At 33.8% G+C, this 16,154-nt stretch carries 15 protein-coding genes; all 15 read right to left on the bottom strand.

All coding sequences use genetic code 11. The features are described 5' to 3' along the window. Positions 1-165: 165 nt before the first annotated feature. The 15 genes from ERX29_RS10540 to ERX29_RS10470 all read right to left on the bottom strand — a co-directional run bounded on the left by ERX29_RS10540 (position 166) and on the right by ERX29_RS10470 (position 15,961). Positions 166-762, bottom strand: coding sequence for a sugar transferase (locus ERX29_RS10540; protein ID WP_133444639.1), 597 nt, complete (start codon positions 760-762; stop codon positions 166-168). Continuing rightward, a complete protein-coding gene (locus ERX29_RS10535) occupies positions 763-1,974 on the bottom strand; it encodes a glycosyltransferase family 4 protein (protein ID WP_133444638.1) in 1,212 nt (403 codons plus the stop codon). It abuts the gene before it with no gap. Positions 1,975-2,254: 280 nt separating this feature from the next. Next, a complete protein-coding gene (locus ERX29_RS10530; RefSeq protein WP_133444637.1) occupies positions 2,255-3,406 on the bottom strand; it encodes an aminotransferase class I/II-fold pyridoxal phosphate-dependent enzyme in 1,152 nt (383 codons plus the stop codon). A 54-nt stretch (positions 3,407-3,460) separates the two neighbouring features. Next, complete coding sequence (locus ERX29_RS10525; RefSeq protein WP_165981141.1) at positions 3,461-4,636, bottom strand: glycosyltransferase family 4 protein; 1,176 nt, start codon at positions 4,634-4,636, stop codon at positions 3,461-3,463. Positions 4,637-4,697: 61 nt separating this feature from the next. After that, a complete protein-coding gene (gene galU / locus ERX29_RS10520; protein ID WP_133444635.1) occupies positions 4,698-5,576 on the bottom strand; it encodes a UTP--glucose-1-phosphate uridylyltransferase GalU in 879 nt (292 codons plus the stop codon). A 39-nt stretch (positions 5,577-5,615) separates the two neighbouring features. Continuing rightward, complete coding sequence (locus tag ERX29_RS10515) at positions 5,616-6,815, bottom strand: O-antigen ligase family protein (RefSeq protein WP_133444634.1); 1,200 nt, start codon at positions 6,813-6,815, stop codon at positions 5,616-5,618. Positions 6,816-6,895: 80 nt separating this feature from the next. Next, the gene (locus ERX29_RS10510; RefSeq protein WP_133444633.1) at positions 6,896-8,176 is read right to left on the bottom strand and encodes a UDP-glucose dehydrogenase family protein; all 1,281 of its coding nucleotides are present in this window, start codon (positions 8,174-8,176) and stop codon (positions 6,896-6,898) included. Positions 8,177-8,218: 42 nt separating this feature from the next. Continuing rightward, positions 8,219-9,433: an oligosaccharide flippase family protein gene (locus tag ERX29_RS10505; protein WP_133444632.1), complete on the bottom strand. Its 1,215-nt coding sequence runs from the start codon at positions 9,431-9,433 to the stop codon at positions 8,219-8,221. Then, positions 9,430-10,542: a glycosyltransferase gene (locus ERX29_RS10500; protein ID WP_243720050.1), complete on the bottom strand. Its 1,113-nt coding sequence runs from the start codon at positions 10,540-10,542 to the stop codon at positions 9,430-9,432. Before ERX29_RS10500 ends, ERX29_RS10505 begins: the two co-directional genes overlap by 4 nt. Continuing rightward, positions 10,539-11,663 carry a non-hydrolyzing UDP-N-acetylglucosamine 2-epimerase gene (gene wecB, locus ERX29_RS10495; RefSeq protein ID WP_133444630.1) on the bottom strand — a complete coding sequence of 375 codons (1,125 nt, stop codon included), beginning with the start codon at positions 11,661-11,663 and terminating at the stop codon, positions 10,539-10,541. The genes ERX29_RS10500 and wecB overlap by 4 nt, the downstream gene beginning before the upstream one ends. Before the next feature lies 1 nt (position 11,664). Then, positions 11,665-12,774, bottom strand: coding sequence for a polysaccharide biosynthesis C-terminal domain-containing protein (locus ERX29_RS10490; RefSeq protein WP_133444629.1), 1,110 nt, complete (start codon positions 12,772-12,774; stop codon positions 11,665-11,667). A gap of 2 nt (positions 12,775-12,776) precedes the next feature. Next, positions 12,777-13,826 carry a polysaccharide biosynthesis protein gene (locus tag ERX29_RS10485; RefSeq protein ID WP_133444628.1) on the bottom strand — a complete coding sequence of 350 codons (1,050 nt, stop codon included), beginning with the start codon at positions 13,824-13,826 and terminating at the stop codon, positions 12,777-12,779. A gap of 27 nt (positions 13,827-13,853) precedes the next feature. After that, positions 13,854-14,552, bottom strand: a complete 699-nt coding sequence (locus ERX29_RS10480; RefSeq protein WP_243720047.1) for a CpsD/CapB family tyrosine-protein kinase — start codon at positions 14,550-14,552, stop codon at positions 13,854-13,856. Positions 14,553-14,561: 9 nt separating this feature from the next. Beyond that, positions 14,562-15,242 (bottom strand): YveK family protein, encoded by a 681-nt coding sequence (locus ERX29_RS10475; protein ID WP_133444626.1) that lies wholly within the window; start codon positions 15,240-15,242, stop codon positions 14,562-14,564. 299 nt (positions 15,243-15,541) lie between these two features. Further along, positions 15,542-15,961, bottom strand: a complete 420-nt coding sequence (locus tag ERX29_RS10470) for a transcriptional regulator, SarA/Rot family (RefSeq protein ID WP_133444625.1) — start codon at positions 15,959-15,961, stop codon at positions 15,542-15,544. Positions 15,962-16,154 lie beyond the last annotated feature (193 nt).

The raw sequence follows: 16,154 nt of genomic DNA, 5'->3' as shown, positions 1-16,154 counted from the left end.
ATTTTGGAATTTGGATGAGTATTACTACCTCCAACCATTATAAAGGAATTTTTTTATACAGAAAATAAAATTTTAGAATATTCAATTTAAAACCGTAGGTTGAAATACTTTTATGCAACACTAGTGAATGATGATACATGATAAAAATTAGTGGAGTCATCTAAATTAATTAGTGCCGTCATAATCAGAAGCTGTCGCATAACCTTCTTCATTGACATCAGCTTGACGAATGACCTGCCCGAATGTCATCCAGATGATCTTCAGATCTAGCAGAAAACTTTGGTTATCTACATACCAGACGTCTAAATCAAACTTCTCTTTCCAGGAGATATTATTTCGACCATTCACCTGTGCCCAACCTGTGATTCCTGGTTTAATCTCCATCCGTCGCCGTTGATGATCATCGTATAGATCGAGGTAGAACATCAGAAGCGGACGAGGTCCGACGATACTGATATCTCCTTTCAGTACATTGAACAGCTGCGGAAGTTCATCAATGCTCAGTTTGCGTAATAGTGCACCGAACTCGGTCAATCTGACATCATCAGGCAGCAAGTTGCCTTCAGTACACTTCTCATCTGTCATCGTTCTAAACTTGTAGATTTCAAACGGTTCTCCGTCCTTACCTGGACGTGTCTGCTTAAAGATGACCGGTGAGCCTAGGTTCTGTCTGATCAATAAAGAAGATACCACCATCACCGGACTTAATACCAATAATCCTGCGGCACTCGTTGTAATATCGAATAAGCGCTTCACATCCATCTATACATCCCCTTTGTCCATCACTAGTTCGAGTAGTCGGTCAATATTATCTTCAATTCTGAACTCTTCTTTGAAGAAACGGTACGCGTTCTTCTGATATTGACTGAAAATAGGTTCTTCGATTAACCGCTTCGCATTAGTAATAAAAGCATCGACATCAGTACTCTCATTCCAGAACCCACATTCATAAGCAACCAGCTCATCCTTCAAATCCGTGTTCTTATCCGTCGCTGCTAGAATCGGTAACCGTGCGTTCAGCAAGCTTGCAAGTCTGGATGGATAATTAGGAATAGTAAATCGATGATCAAGAAATATAAGACCGACATCAGCAATTGCAACCAACTGATCATATTCATCGCGAGGCAATGAATCCTTAACAATAATGTCGTCATTATTAAGTGTTGCAGCATAGGCTTTAATATCATTAAAATGTGTCCCGTTACCTGCTATTAGTAACTGACTATCCGGAATCTCATGGAATCGAGACATTACCCCTTTGATGTACTCCACACCTTGAGGAATCCCGAGATTGCCACCATAGATGAAAAGTTTCTTATTAGGATTAAGTTTTAACTTAGCCTTCAATGACCGCTGGTGAATCCTTGACTTAGAATAATCCTGCTCAAAAATAGCATTACGGACAATCTGTGTCTTCGCCTTAATCTTGTTATGACGCTTAATAGATTGAATATTCTCCTCTGACATTCCCCCGATATAATCAGAAATTCTATAGAGCTGTTTCTCCTGAAATCTGAATAACTGGTATATAGGACCATACTTTCTGAAAAGACTAAGATCTACGGCATTCTGAGGAAAGATGTCCTTCAATAGTAAGTAAGCCTTCGCACGATGCTTCTTCTTCAGTGCTGTGACAAGGCTGTTGAATGTAATCGGTGGTGTCAAATAAATGATGAGATCAAAGTGCTTATCAGGAAGCATCTTGTTGATTGCTTTCAATAAGACAGAACCAACCCTTAAAGTATTGATCCCTTTTTTAACAAACGACGTCTTCGTAATATCACCGATTTTGACTTTAAGCACAGTACAGCTATTACTTATAAACCGTTCAGTGTTTCCGCCCTTTCGCTTCTCAGCCGGGCAGACAACAGTCATGTCATGTCCTCTTAACTTCAATTCGTTGACAAAATCATGGTAAATACTTTTTTCATGCATGTTGCTCATATCTGTGAGTGTTAAGTAAAGTATGTTCATATAATTTTATCCTTCTAATAATAAAGTCGTCATATTTAATAATAAGTATATTTTTTATAACAAAATATAGTAAATTAATTATTTTTTATAAATTTTAAATATATTATATATAATATATTAGTTATTTTAATATTAGTAAATAAATATATTTATTTTATATTATATTTTATAAAATAAATAGTGTGATAAACATACGATATTCTCGTATGAGCATGATTACTTAAAAATTTTCAAAAAAAATAAACGATGCGAAAACATCGTTTAATAAGAAAATTATATTTTATTGGTTAACATGTTCAACACTCAAAACTGCTTTTACTCTCTCACAGACAAAAATCACATCTTCATCAGTCATAATAGATGCTGAAGGTAGGCATATACCATTTTCAAATAAATACTTTGCAACATCTTCATCATGTGGATAGAACTTCGTGCCTTCGAATACCGGTTGCAAATGAAGCGGCTTCCATACTGGACGTGATTCAATATTATCTTCAGCCAATTTTTCGATTAATTCAACTGGTGTAACATGGGTTAATTCAGAATCAATAGTCATAGCTGTCAACCATCTGTTAGATTTTGTTCCTTCAAGTTCCGGCATTAGACTTATACCTTTTACATCTTTTAACTCCCGAGCATACATATCAAATATTTCACGTCGACGTTTCACGCGATCCTCCAGTACTTCCATCTGACCGCGACCGATACCTGCACAGACATTACTCATTCTATAATTATAGCCAATCTCACTATGCTGATAATGAAGGGCTGCATCTCTAGCTTGAGTCGATAAGAATCGTGCTTTCTTAATTAATTCTTCATCATCAGCCAACAACATACCACCACCGCTGGTTGTAATAATCTTATTGCCGTTAAATGAGAATACTGAGAACTTGCCGAACGAACCAGATTTTCTACCTTTATATAATGATCCTAGGCTTTCAGCAGAATCTTCTATAACTGGAACATCATAAGAATCACATAATGCGATCAGTTCATCCATCTTTGCTACTTGACCATATAGATTGACGATAATGACAGCTTTCGGTAGTTGTCCTGCTTCAGCCGCTTCTTTTAACGCTCTTTCAAGTGCGAGAGGAGACATATTCCATGTATCACGTTCGCTATCAATAAATACCGGTGTTGCCTTCTCATAAACTATAGGATTGGCGCTTGCAATGAATGTTAGAGAAGAACAGAATACAGCATCACCTTGTTGCACATCCAGCAGTTTCAATGCCAGATGAAGACCTGAAGTCCCTGATGACAAAGCAGCAGCAGCTTTCCGTTCACTATACTCAGCCACCACTTCTTCAAATTTATCTACATTAGGCCCTAAAGGTGCCACCCAGTTTTGATCAAAAGCTTCCTGCACATACTTCTGCTCGTTATTACCCATATGAGCAATTGATAAATGGAGCCGTTTGTTCATTATGTCTTCCTTCTTTCGATAGATAATTTCCAGTAAAAACTTATTTTTCGCTCATTAATTAGCAACCATTTCAAGTAACTTATCAATGTTTTTTTCAATACGGAATTCTTTGTTATATAATTGGTAAGCATTTTCTTTGAATTTTTCAAAGTCTTCAGATTTAAGCATCATATTAGCATTCTGAATAAATTCATCAATATTATTGCTTTCATTCCATAAGCCGCTACCATTAAGTATGATGTCATCTTTAATATCAGAATTTTTATCTGTCGCAGCCAATATAGGCTTCCCGGCGTTTAACAAACTGGTTAGTCGTGAAGGATAGTTTGGTATAGTGAAGCGATGATCTAAGAATATAAGACCGATATCTGATAATGCGATGACCTTATCATATTCATTCTTCGGAAGAATACTAAGCACTTTAATATCTTTATTATTTAATTTCTCAGCATGACTTTTAATGTCATTATAGTGAGTGCCATTACCAATAATCAGCAACTGAGAGTTCTCAATCTCATGAAACCTAGACATCACTGCTTTTATGTAATCTACCCCTTGAGGTATTCCTAAGTTTCCTCCATAAAGAAATATCTTTTTCGATGGATCAATACCTATCTTTTCAATAAGTTGCTTTCGCTCTTCCTCTGCAATAACAAAATCCTGCTCATACATAGCATTACGTATAATTTGAGTCTTCGCGCTAATTTTATTATGATTTTTAATATAATCAATGTTAGCTTTTGACATACCACCGATATAATCAGAAATTTTGTAAAGTTTTTTTTCTTTTCTTCTGAATAATTGATATATTGGACTATTCTTTTTAAATAATTCTAAATCAATCGCATTTTGCGGGAAAATGTCTTTAAGAAGAAGATAAGTTTTTGCATTATATTTCTTTTTTAAATTACTAATTAAGTTATTAAATGTTATAGGCGGAGTCGTATAAATAATTAGATCATAAGCTCTATCAGATAAATATTTTTTAATTGCCTTGCTATAGAACTTTTCGATTAGTAACGTATTAACCCCTTTTTTTATAAAGCTAGTCTTAGTAATATCGTTAATCCGTACTTTTAATACATCAATACCATTGCTTTTAATTAATTTAGTTTTCCCGCCCTTTCTTTTTTCAGAAGCAGAAACAACAGTGACAGTATGTCCTTTAAAATGAAGTTCGTTTACAAAATCATGGTAAATGCCTGTATCATTTAAATTTTCTAAGTCCAATAATGTTAGAAAAAGAACGTTCATTTCAATCCCCTTTATATCTATGTCGATTGGTTTATTATTACTTATACTTGTCTAAATTAAGTGAATTTAAAAATGATATAATTTGGTCTTTTATACCTTCATGTTCCAATGCAAACTGAACTGTAGTTTTTACAAATCCCACAACTTCACCTACATCATACCGTTGTCCTTCAAATTCATAAGCATAGACTTGATCATCCTGATTCAGGCGTTCTATAGCATCTGTTAATTGAATTTCACCAGATGAATCTTCTTGTTGAGTTTCAAGATAGTTGAATATTTCTGGAGTAAGAACATATCTTCCCATAATAGCTACTCTAGAAGGAGAAGTTCCTAACTTAGGTTTTTCGATAAATTTATTAACTAAATGCAATCGATTGATTTTTTCTTTAGAATCTATAATTCCGTATCTATATGTTTCTTCATAGGGGACTTCTTGTACCCCGATAACCGATTTCCCTTTATCTATATATTGTTCAGTTAATTGTTTTATTGAAGGAGTTTCTGCTTGAACGATGTCATCACCTAATAAAACTGCAAACGGCTCATTACCTATAAATTGTTTAGCAGTTAAAATTGCATGTCCTAATCCTTTTTGTTCTTTTTGACGTACATAGAATATATTCGCTAACTTTGAAGAGAATTGAACCTTTTCTAACAGTTCGTATTTTTCTTTTTCTTCAAGAGTTAATTCAAGTTCTTTTTGCACATCAAAGTGATCTTCTATAGCTCTTTTATGTTTACCAGTAACTATTATTATATCTTTTATTCCTGCTGCAACTGCTTCTTCTACTATGTATTGAATGGTTGGCTTATCTAATATAGGAAGCATTTCTTTAGGCATGGCTTTAGTAGCTGGCAAAAATCTTGTACCTAAACCAGCTGCAGGTATGATGGCTTTAGTAATTTTTTTCATTTGGTATTCCTTTCAATAACTTAGTTGAGTTTAAAAGAGCTAATGTTTTCTAGATAATTCTAACCAAAAATATATACTAGCCAAATTTCCAATCGAAATTAAACCTCCTTCAAAAAAATAATATAGAAGAAAAATTGCTATAATGACTATCCCAAAAAAATCACTTAAATTTTTATTTAACATTGCAAAAAAAAATTTTTTCGTGAGCATATGTATTATAAATATCCCCCAAGCGAATAGGCCTATTATTCCAATATACTGCAATGTTTCAATATATCCATTAGCAATTACTATTGTGGCTGCAAATCCTTCTCTTTGAGTCCCTGTACCTAAGAGTAAATCCGTAAAAGACTGTCTTAGTATAGGTATCCATGCGTTTAAACGTCCGCTTAATAAATCATTAAAACTCTTAATATTAAATTGGTGGGATGCATTGTAAAGTTTTATAGCCCCTAATGATAACAATAATAATAAGGAAGATATTATAAAAACAACAGCCGTATTTTTATAAACTTTAATTAAAAATAAAGAAAGGTAAATTAGAACTGCTAAGATCGATAAATAAAAACTAGTTCTAGAATTACTTATAAAAATAATGTAAAAACTTAGAATTATATTAAATATTAAAAGAAACCGCACTAATTTAATAGAGTTAAAACTTAAATATCTTAAACTAATTAACAAGCTTAAAAAGCAAAATCTTGCTAACTCATTACTGTTTTTAAAGACACCTAAAAATCTATATCTACCTTCCGTGGATATATAGTAACTTGATGAAAATAGCGAATAATATAAGGAAGGCAAAAGCACTATAATTAAAATAGCAGTCAAAATTGTATAATTAATTATAGTGTGGTATTCTTTAGAAATATTTTTAAAAACCATTTCAGATGATGTAGCAATACTTACTCCAATTACTATATAAATTAAAGTATGAGAGAAATTATCAAAACTGACATTTATAATACTTAAGCTTCCTGTAAAAATTATAAGCAATATTATTAATACGGAATATAAATCTATTTTTATTTTTCTATTTAAATATAAAATTATGAGTGCAAACATTATAAAACTAATGTATTTCATTATATAAAATATATTATTCCCAAAGAATAAGTTATAAAAAGGCATAATAGTACATATAGACAGTATAAAAGTGAAAATAAATAGAGATTGCTGTTTAACTAGTAGTTGTTTATTTTTACAATGTTTAATATTTTCAAATTGTATTTTTTCCATTTAATACAGCCACCTAAATATAAAAATATTAAAAAGTATCGACATAAATTTTTTATATACGTTCATTCTAATATCATATGCTATATACCAATTCCATAGTAAGCTATATTATTGCTTTTGAATTCTAAGCAGTTTCTTCCATCAAAAACTACAGCACGCTTCATATTTACTATAAAATCCTTTTCTTCAAGTTCTTTGATTTCTTTCCATTCTGTAAATACAAAGCATAAGTCAGTTCCTTTTAAACATTCTTGCGGTGTTTTAAAATATTCGAGTTGATCTCCAAATAATTTTTTCACTTTATCGTTTACTATAGGGTCAAAAACATGAATTTTATTGCCTTTATCTAAAAGTTGCTGAATGTTGCTTATAGAAGGTGCTTCTCTGATATCATCAGTATTAGGTTTAAAAGAAAGACCTAAAATTGCAATAGTATTATTTTCTAGGGAATATCCTTTCCTTTTAGCTTTATCTAATAATTTATATTTTTGTCTTTCATTAATATCTACTGTCGAATTGATTGTTAATAAAGAAGAATTATTTCTTTGAGCTGCTTTAATTAGCGCCTTAGTATCTTTAGGGAAACATGAACCGCCGTAACCCAATCCTGCATTTAGAAACTTAGCTCCAATTCGTTCATCATAAGACATACCTCTTGTAACATCTTTAATATTGGCACCTATTTCATCGCTTAAATTCGCGATTTCATTGATGAAAGAAATCTTTAAAGCTAAGAATGTATTAGATGCATACTTTACTAACTCTGCACTAGTTCGATTCATTACTAAAATTGGTTGGTTGAATGGTTCGTAAAGTTTTTTCACTTTATCAACTATTTTTTCATCGTTAATTCCTAATACAATTCTAGATGCATTAAGTGTGTCGTTAATAGCAGTGCCCTGTGCTAGAAACTCCGGATTTGAAATAACGTCAACGGTATAGTCTTTCACTTTATTTTTAATATACTTTTCAATCTTTTCATTGGTGCCGAGAGGTACTGTACTTTTCATTACAATTACAGTATCATTTTGAACATATTTTGTTATCTCATCAATAGCATTATATATATATGTAAGATTAGCATCGCCGTTTTTATCTTCAGGTGTACCAACTGTTATGAACACAAAATCGGCATCTTCAACACATATATAACTTTCTGTAAAAGAAATTCTTTTGTCTTTAAGATTTTTTAATAGAAGATCTTCTAAATTTTCTTCGTAAATAGTTGGCACTCCACTATTTAAAAGCCTGATTTTATTTTCATCTATATCAATACAATGAACATAATTACCAATTTCAGCCAAAGCTATACCCGTAACTAATCCTACATAACCTGTTCCTACAACAACTATTTTAGCCAACGCTCTCCCTCTCTCTTTTACGTATCAATTTTTAAATCATTCTTATAGGCTCTTATTTAATTTTTTGAGTCTTAAGAATATACTTACTGCAAAACCTATCACTCTAAATACCATGCTAAATATTATTGATAATGCCGCTCCTTCTAATCCTAATTTTTCAACTAAGACCATTGTTGAAACAATCATTATTATAAATGAAATTAATATTACTACCATTTGAGTTTTATATAAATTTAACGATAATAGACAATAGTACAATGATCCCGAAATATACCAAAACATCCCAGCTATCATTATTAATAAGGCAAGGGAATCATATCCTTCATATTTTTTTGTATAAACCAATGTTAATATAGATTCTCCAAAAAAGTATGTTCCTATGATTAATATAAGTCCTATTACACTAGCAACGATAACTATAGTACGAAGAGTCTTTTTAAATGCTGAATACATTTTATTACTTATATAAAAATTCAGTTTAGGTAAAAAATATGTCATTACTGCTGCAATAAATATCTGTCCTGAAACCATTATTGTCATTATAGAAGCATAAATTCCTAACTCTTCTATACTTAAAATTTTATCTATCAATATTCTTTGTGCATTAATATTTAATGAATCAAATGTACTTGAAATAGCTAATGGAAGTGCTGTTAATATAATTAATCTTATTTTACTAAAACTAATTTTTGGTCTATCTACATTAAAAGAGAGCTTTCTGAAGTCATATAAAAAAAACAATATAAAATTTGAAATTATGATACCCGCTATTAATAAAACTAAATTGGCTTTAAAAAAAATAGCTACTACAAATATCCATAAGATTAAAAATACAGATCTTATTGTCTTAGAGTAAGCAATTCGATAATGCTCTTCTTTTTTTTGAAAATAAGCATAATCTATTTCAAATACCGATTCAATAAACTTTAAGGAAGCTAATAATAAAATTATAATTAGCGTGTAGGATTCATAATTTAAAATTTTCCCTACTATTAATGAGATGACTATTATCAAACTACTTGACATTAACCTTAAGATAAAATAATCATTAAAATTAGTCTCTTCTTTATTAGTATTATAATGAAGATTTAAACTCATATTCAAAAATACTGTTATTGGTGCTACTATCGCTAACCCTAATGTGTAATTTCCTACATCTACGACATTGCCAAACTTGTTCAAACATATTATTATCAAAAGCTGACTCAAGCCAAATATGAAGTTTGAAATAAATAACTGACTAATATTCTTTATCATGAGAATATTTTAGTATAGCTTTCTGTTATTAATTTATTATTTGCTTTTAAATCATTATTAACTATTTCAAAGGCTGTTTCATATGCAGCATAGGATGTATCATTCATCAATAAAGCTTCATTTAACTTAGTTTTCCATAGTATTTTATCAAGCTCTATTGAAAATCCTAATTTGTTATCATTAATATAATCGGTCCAAGGAGTATTATTACTAATAATAACTGGTTTTTTATATGATATAGCCTCAGCTATTACATGTCCGAAATTCTCATTTAAGGTTGGAAGCACAAAAAAGTCGCAATTCATTGCTTCATTATAAATCATTTCAGGTTTAACACTTCCTAAAAACTCTATTTTTATATTATTAGACAATCGGCTAATTACCTGCTCACATTCTTGAAAATACTCTTTATCCTCCTCAGGACCTATTATTTTTAAACATATCTTCCCATTTATCCCATCTAGTAACTCAAGTAAAAACTTTATGTTTTTCTTCCTACTAATTCTTGATACAAAATATAAATTCAGTTCTTTACTTTTCTTATTATTTACAAACTTATAGCTTGAAACATTTGAGAGATTAGATATTTCATATACTACATTTTTAGGGAAATATTTTTTTATATCTGTAACTTCTTCGCTAGCAGATCCTATAAAATTAACTTCTTTATACAAATTGTATAGAGTCGCTAATTTCAAAAAAGTTCGTTTTTTATTTGATTTTAAAGAGAGAGCTCCTTGCCCTAATTCTCCTCTGGGGGAAACAAATATACTATTTGCTTTGTTCTTTTGAAATAATAAAAATTTTATTGTAGTTGTTGAAAATATACTATTTAAATAAATTGAATCATAACTTTGTAGTTTAATTTCTTCATATGTCGCCTTACTAAAGTCAGTGGAATCATAATATACATTTAGACCTTCAAAATTTGTCCATTGGTCAGCAGGAAGTTTATATACCTCTTTCTCATTTAAGTCATGATTTCTAGTAAGGATATATACATTAAATTTCCCACTTAGTTCTTTTGCTAAATTATAAACAGATTTAATTGGCCCACCTGCTTTATAACCCGGCCGAAAATAATCTGCAATTATTAATATTTTTTTCATTTCTTCCACGTCACTCTATTAATAATTTCTGTGTAACTTTGTACAATCTTAACTACTTTCTCAGATACATTTGTATCAATATAATCATGTGCATCAACATACGGTACTTGATCTTCTTGCATGGCTCTTGCCAGTTCTACTGATTGGACAAGATTGTCATATTTGATGCCGCCGACTATGACTGTTCCTTTATCGATAACTTCTGGTCGCTCAGTTGATGTTCTGATTAATACACCTGGGAATTTCAACATGGATGATTCTTCTGATAATGTCCCACTGTCACTAAGTACAACGAATGCATTCTTCTGAAGATGGTTGTAATCAAAGAAGCCGAATGGTTTAAGCTGCCTAACTAATGGATGAAACTTGAAATTACGTTCTTCGATTTTCTTCCAGCTTCTTGGGTGAGTCGAATAGATCACTGGCAGTTGATATTGTTCTGCGATGTCGTTAATCGCATTCATCAATGAATTGAAGTTCTCTTCGTTATCAATATTTTCTTCACGATGGGCAGATACTAAGATGTATTTTTCTTCTTCAAGTTCTAGTTGTTTTAATACATCACTGTTATTGATTTTATCTGCATACTGTTCCAGCACTTCTCTCATTGGAGATCCTGTTACAAAGATATGTTCTTTCTTAAATCCTTCATCTAATAGGTAACGTCTTGAGTGTTCTGTATAAGGCATGTTGATATCTGATACATGGTCAACAATTTTACGGTTGATTTCTTCAGGAACGTTCTGATCGAAACAGCGATTTCCTGCTTCCATATGGAAGACTGGAATCTTTAAGCGTTTCGCTGCCACTGCGGATAAACAGCTGTTAGTGTCACCGAGTATGAGCAGTGCATCTGGCTGTTCTTCTGCAAGAACGGCATAAGATTTAGCAATGATATTACCCATTGTTTCACCTAAGTCTTTACCGACTGCTTCTAAGTAATGGTCAGGTTCTCTTAGTTCCAGTTCTTCGAAGAAGACCTGGTTCAATGTGTAATCATAGTTCTGTCCCGTATGAACAAGCACTTGGTTGAAGTATTTATCACAGGCTTTGATTGTTGCAGACAAGCGAATGATTTCCGGTCTTGTGCCGACAATCGTCATCAACTTTAATTTATTCATGTTAGACCTCCAGGAAGTATGTATCAGGATTATTCGGATCGAAGATTTCGTTCACCCACATGACTGTGACCATATCGCTGTCACCGAGGTTTTCAATATTATGTGTATAACCGACGGGGATATCAACGACTTCCAGTTTCTCTCCTGAGACGAAGTATTCAATAATATTTTGTTCATCAGGTTTTCGGAATCTGATGACGCCATTTCCTGAAACGACAAGGAACTTCTCATTCTTTGTATGATGCCAGTGATTTCCTTTAGTGATGCCAGGTTTTGAGATATTGACTGAAACTTGTCCTCTGTCCGGCGTTTTCAAAAATTCCGTGAATGACCCGCGTTCATCTTTATGCATGGTCAGTTCGTAGCTGAACTGATCTTCAGGTAAGTAACTTAAGTAAGTGCTGTACAGTGCTTTTTCAAATGCATTATCCAGTTGAGGCAATGTACGATTAGTTCTATCGTTCTTAAAGGAGAGAATCGTATCAGCAATCTGTCCTAAGGTCACTTGGTAGACGTTAGGTACAACTAATTGATTGTTCTTAGATGTAGGGTTTCCGTTCAATGCACGGACAAATTCGAAGATGATGTCATCGATATAGTTCAAAGAGAGTTGTACATTCGGATCATTCACTTGAATTTCTTCATCTCTTGCGACTTTGTAGCAGAAGGTTGCGATGACTGAGTTGTAGTTAGGGCGGCACCATTTGCCAAATAAATTAGGTAGCTGGTATACGTAAATCGTATTACCATTTGTTCTACTGAATTCACGCAGCGTTTCTTCTGCCTGCTTCTTGCTGATACCATACGCATTATCACGTTCAGCCTGAATAGAAGAACTGAACAAAATCGTTGGTTTCTTTGGATTTTCTTTGATAAGTTCAAGCATTTGTTTTAAGAAATCTACATTCCCTGTCTGAAATTCCGCTTCATCAGTCGGCCGATTGATGCCGGCAAGATGGAAGATGAAGTCTGCTGACCCGACAGCTGCTGCTAATTCTTCAGTCGTTGATTGTCGTGTAATCTTTGTAATAATGTTAGTCGTATCTCGTGCTAATTCTGCATATAAGTTCTTACCGACAAATCCATTTGCTCCTGTAATCACTATATTCATCATTAAGCCTCCATGTACTGACTGATTTTCTGACGGTACTGATACTTCTTCAGCTCTTCTCTTACATAGTCAAGTTCCATTAATTTCTCTTTAATCTCATCAATTGTCAGACGGTATGTATTATCAGAATTATAGTCTTCGGCTTTCGTAATATCTTTTGAACCTTCGTTGACATAATTCTCATAATTCAGATCTCTTGAGTCTGCTGGTATACGATAGTAGTTACCCATATCTTCTGCACAAGCACATTCTTCTACAGTCAGTAAGGTTTCATATTTCTTTTCGCCATGTCGTGTACCAATGACTTTAATCTCATTGTCTGCTTCAAATAGTTCCTTTAATGCAAGTGCGAGTTCGCCAACAGTTGATGCAGGAGACTTCTGCACCATAATATCTCCTGAATTCGCATGCTGGAAGGCATGAACAACGAGTTCTACTGCTTCTTCAAGACTCATCAAGTAACGTGTCATGACAGGGTCTGTAATTGTTAACGGCTGCTTCTTATTGATCTGCTCGATGAATAACGGAATGACCGATCCTCGTGACGCCATGACATTACCGTAACGTGTGCCGCAGATTAAAGTTTGGTCAGGGTCAATAGTCCGGGATTTCGCGACGAAGACTTTCTCCATCATTGCCTTCGAGATACCCATCGCATTGACTGGGTAAGCTGCTTTATCAGTCGATAAGCAGATGACTTTTTTGACTTTGTGTCTGATTGCACTGTTCAATACATTCTCTGTTCCTAATATATTGGTCTTTACTGCTTCAATCGGGAAGAATTCACATGACGGTACTTGTTTAAGTGCTGCTGCATGGAAGACATAGTCGACACCGGGCATGGCAGTATCGACACTCTGGGTCTCGCTGACATTACCGATATAGAATTTTAACTTCGGATGGTTATATTTCTTACGCATATCATCCTGTTTCTTCTCATCACGGGAGAATATTCTGATTTCTTTAATATCGGTATCAAGAAATCTTTCCATGACTGCATTGCCGAAAGATCCTGTTCCACCGGTAATCAATAATACTTTATCTTTAAACACTTCATCACCTGCTTCAATTATTCAATCCTAAACTCTTTCTTTCTCTCCGTAGTAGTAGTAATAATCTCCGTCCTCTTTCTTATCGAGGTCGTTGATTACAACACCAAGTATTCTTGCTGTACTCTTCTCAAGTTCATTTTTTGCATCGATGACTTTTTCTCTGTGTGTCTTTTTAGAATTGACGACGAGCAATGTCCCGTCAACTAAGTGACTTAGTACTTTGGCATCTGTCACTGCGAGTACCGGTGGTGTATCAAGGAGGATGATGCCGAATGATTGATCCAGCTGTTCGAGTAACTGTTCCATTGATGTAGATGCCAGCAGCTCAGCGGGGTTCGGTGGTACGGGTCCTGCTGATATGAGATAAAGGTTTTCCTGGTCTGTTTCCTGTACTGCTGAGTTGATGTCAATCTGTCCTGCAATTAAGTTAGAAAGACCTTTGACGTTCAGTTTCCCGAAGATCTTATGCTGCGTTGGTTTTCGCATGTCGGCATCGATAAGTAATGTTCGGTGTCCTGCCTGTGCGAATGATGCAGCAAGGTTGGCTGCTACGGTTGATTTTCCTTCTGCCTGCTCTGAAGATGTAATGAGTAGTCTTTGGATGTCGACGTCTGCTGATGTGAACTGGATGTTCGTTCTTAATGTTCTGAACTGCTCTGAGACAACTGATTTCGGACGGTTAATAATTTCTAGTTGATTAATGGGTTCTCTTTTCTTGTTAAACATCATACGCTCCTACTTCTCAATCGTGTAGATCTTACCAAGCGTCGGTAACCCTACATACTTGTCGATTTTTTCTTCCGTATTCAAGCGGTTATCAAGCATTTCTCTCAAGAACGCTATCGCTGTTCCAAGAATCAGTCCAAGTAGTGCTGCAATCGCAATGTTCATCAGCGGTCTTGGCTTGATCGGGTCTGCTGCTTCGTTCGGGTCTGCTTTAGCGAAGACTGATAAGTTATCAACACCCATGACACGCTTGACTTCTTGCTGTGCAATGACCGCCAGTTCATTCGCGACTTTCGCATTTTCTTTTCTGTTCTCACCGGTCACATTGATTTTCATCAGCTGCGAATCCGCTTCACTCGTTACAGTGATTCTCGGCTGCAGTGACTTCTCTGAGACATCAAGTCCTAAGTTTTTAACGACTTGCGATCGGATGACTTTCGAGTTAATCATCTGACTGTATGTATTGATGAGCTGTAAGTTCGTCTGTACCTGCCCTGGGTTATTATAGACGTCTGCTTCCTTGCCTTTCTGGTTGACAATAACCTGCGATTCCGACTGATAGACCGGCTTCATCAGCAGTGTTGACACGAGTCCTGCGATCAATGCGAAGGTCAGCATCAAGCCGAGTATGAGCTTGAAGTTCTTCTTCAAGATCTGCAGCACTTCTTTTAAATCAATGACTTCTTCCATAGTTCCTCCTCATAAGAGATAAAGTTTAAATTAACGGTTACATTTTCTCACTACTTACTATCTTAGAACTTATCGCATTTATTATCAATTATGAATTTATAGACAACAATACTTTTTTCCATAATGCATTATATGTATTATGGAATATATTTTTTATCCTCAATTAGTAATAATACATGGAAAATGTCTTCTTGAAAATACTATTTTGTCGCATAATTATAAAGTTTATGTAAATGTACATAAACTGATAAATGGAGTGCTTTTCCAGCACAAAAAAAGAACCTGTTGGTTATAGGTTCTTAAGCATTCAGTTGATGCATCGCTTCCAGCTGATAACTTTCCACCAGCGTGCCGAAGTCTTTCACCAGCTCTTTCACATACTCTATATGATTCTCACGAATAGAGAGTTCCACTGTTCTCTCATCCATCGGTAATCTTTCTTTATTGATCAACTTCATATCATACAGATTCTTCACTGCTTTATTAATCTGATTCGGCTTCATCAGTTCACTCTGTATAATACTCCGTAATTGAATTGATTCACTTTTAAATATAATAAGGAGCAGCTGGAATTCGTAGATGCTCAAGTTATGTTGTTCTGTAAATTCGTTTACAAGCTGATAGTCTCTACCCAGATGTTCATAGAAGTTAATCGATGTTTCTAGTTTCCTTTTTATCGGCATATCTTTACCTTCCTTCTCTTCAAAATTACCAGACACTTATAAGTGATGTACATATATTTTATCCTAATCGCGCTAGATTTACTATAATTTAGTTTAATTTACCACTAGTGTTGCATAAATAAATACAGAATTTTCTGAACTTTTATTTTCTACGAAAATTTAAAAATTGAAAACACCTAAACAGAGGTAGCGATCATCCATTTTTTTACTGATGTAATTACGTAATAAC

The sequence above is a fragment of the Macrococcus lamae genome (genome assembly GCF_004359545.1).
Lineage (GTDB): Bacteria > Bacillota > Bacilli > Staphylococcales > Staphylococcaceae > Macrococcus > Macrococcus lamae.
Note: the sequence above shows the minus strand (reverse complement) of the source record. Positions and strands in the feature narration are given on the sequence as shown.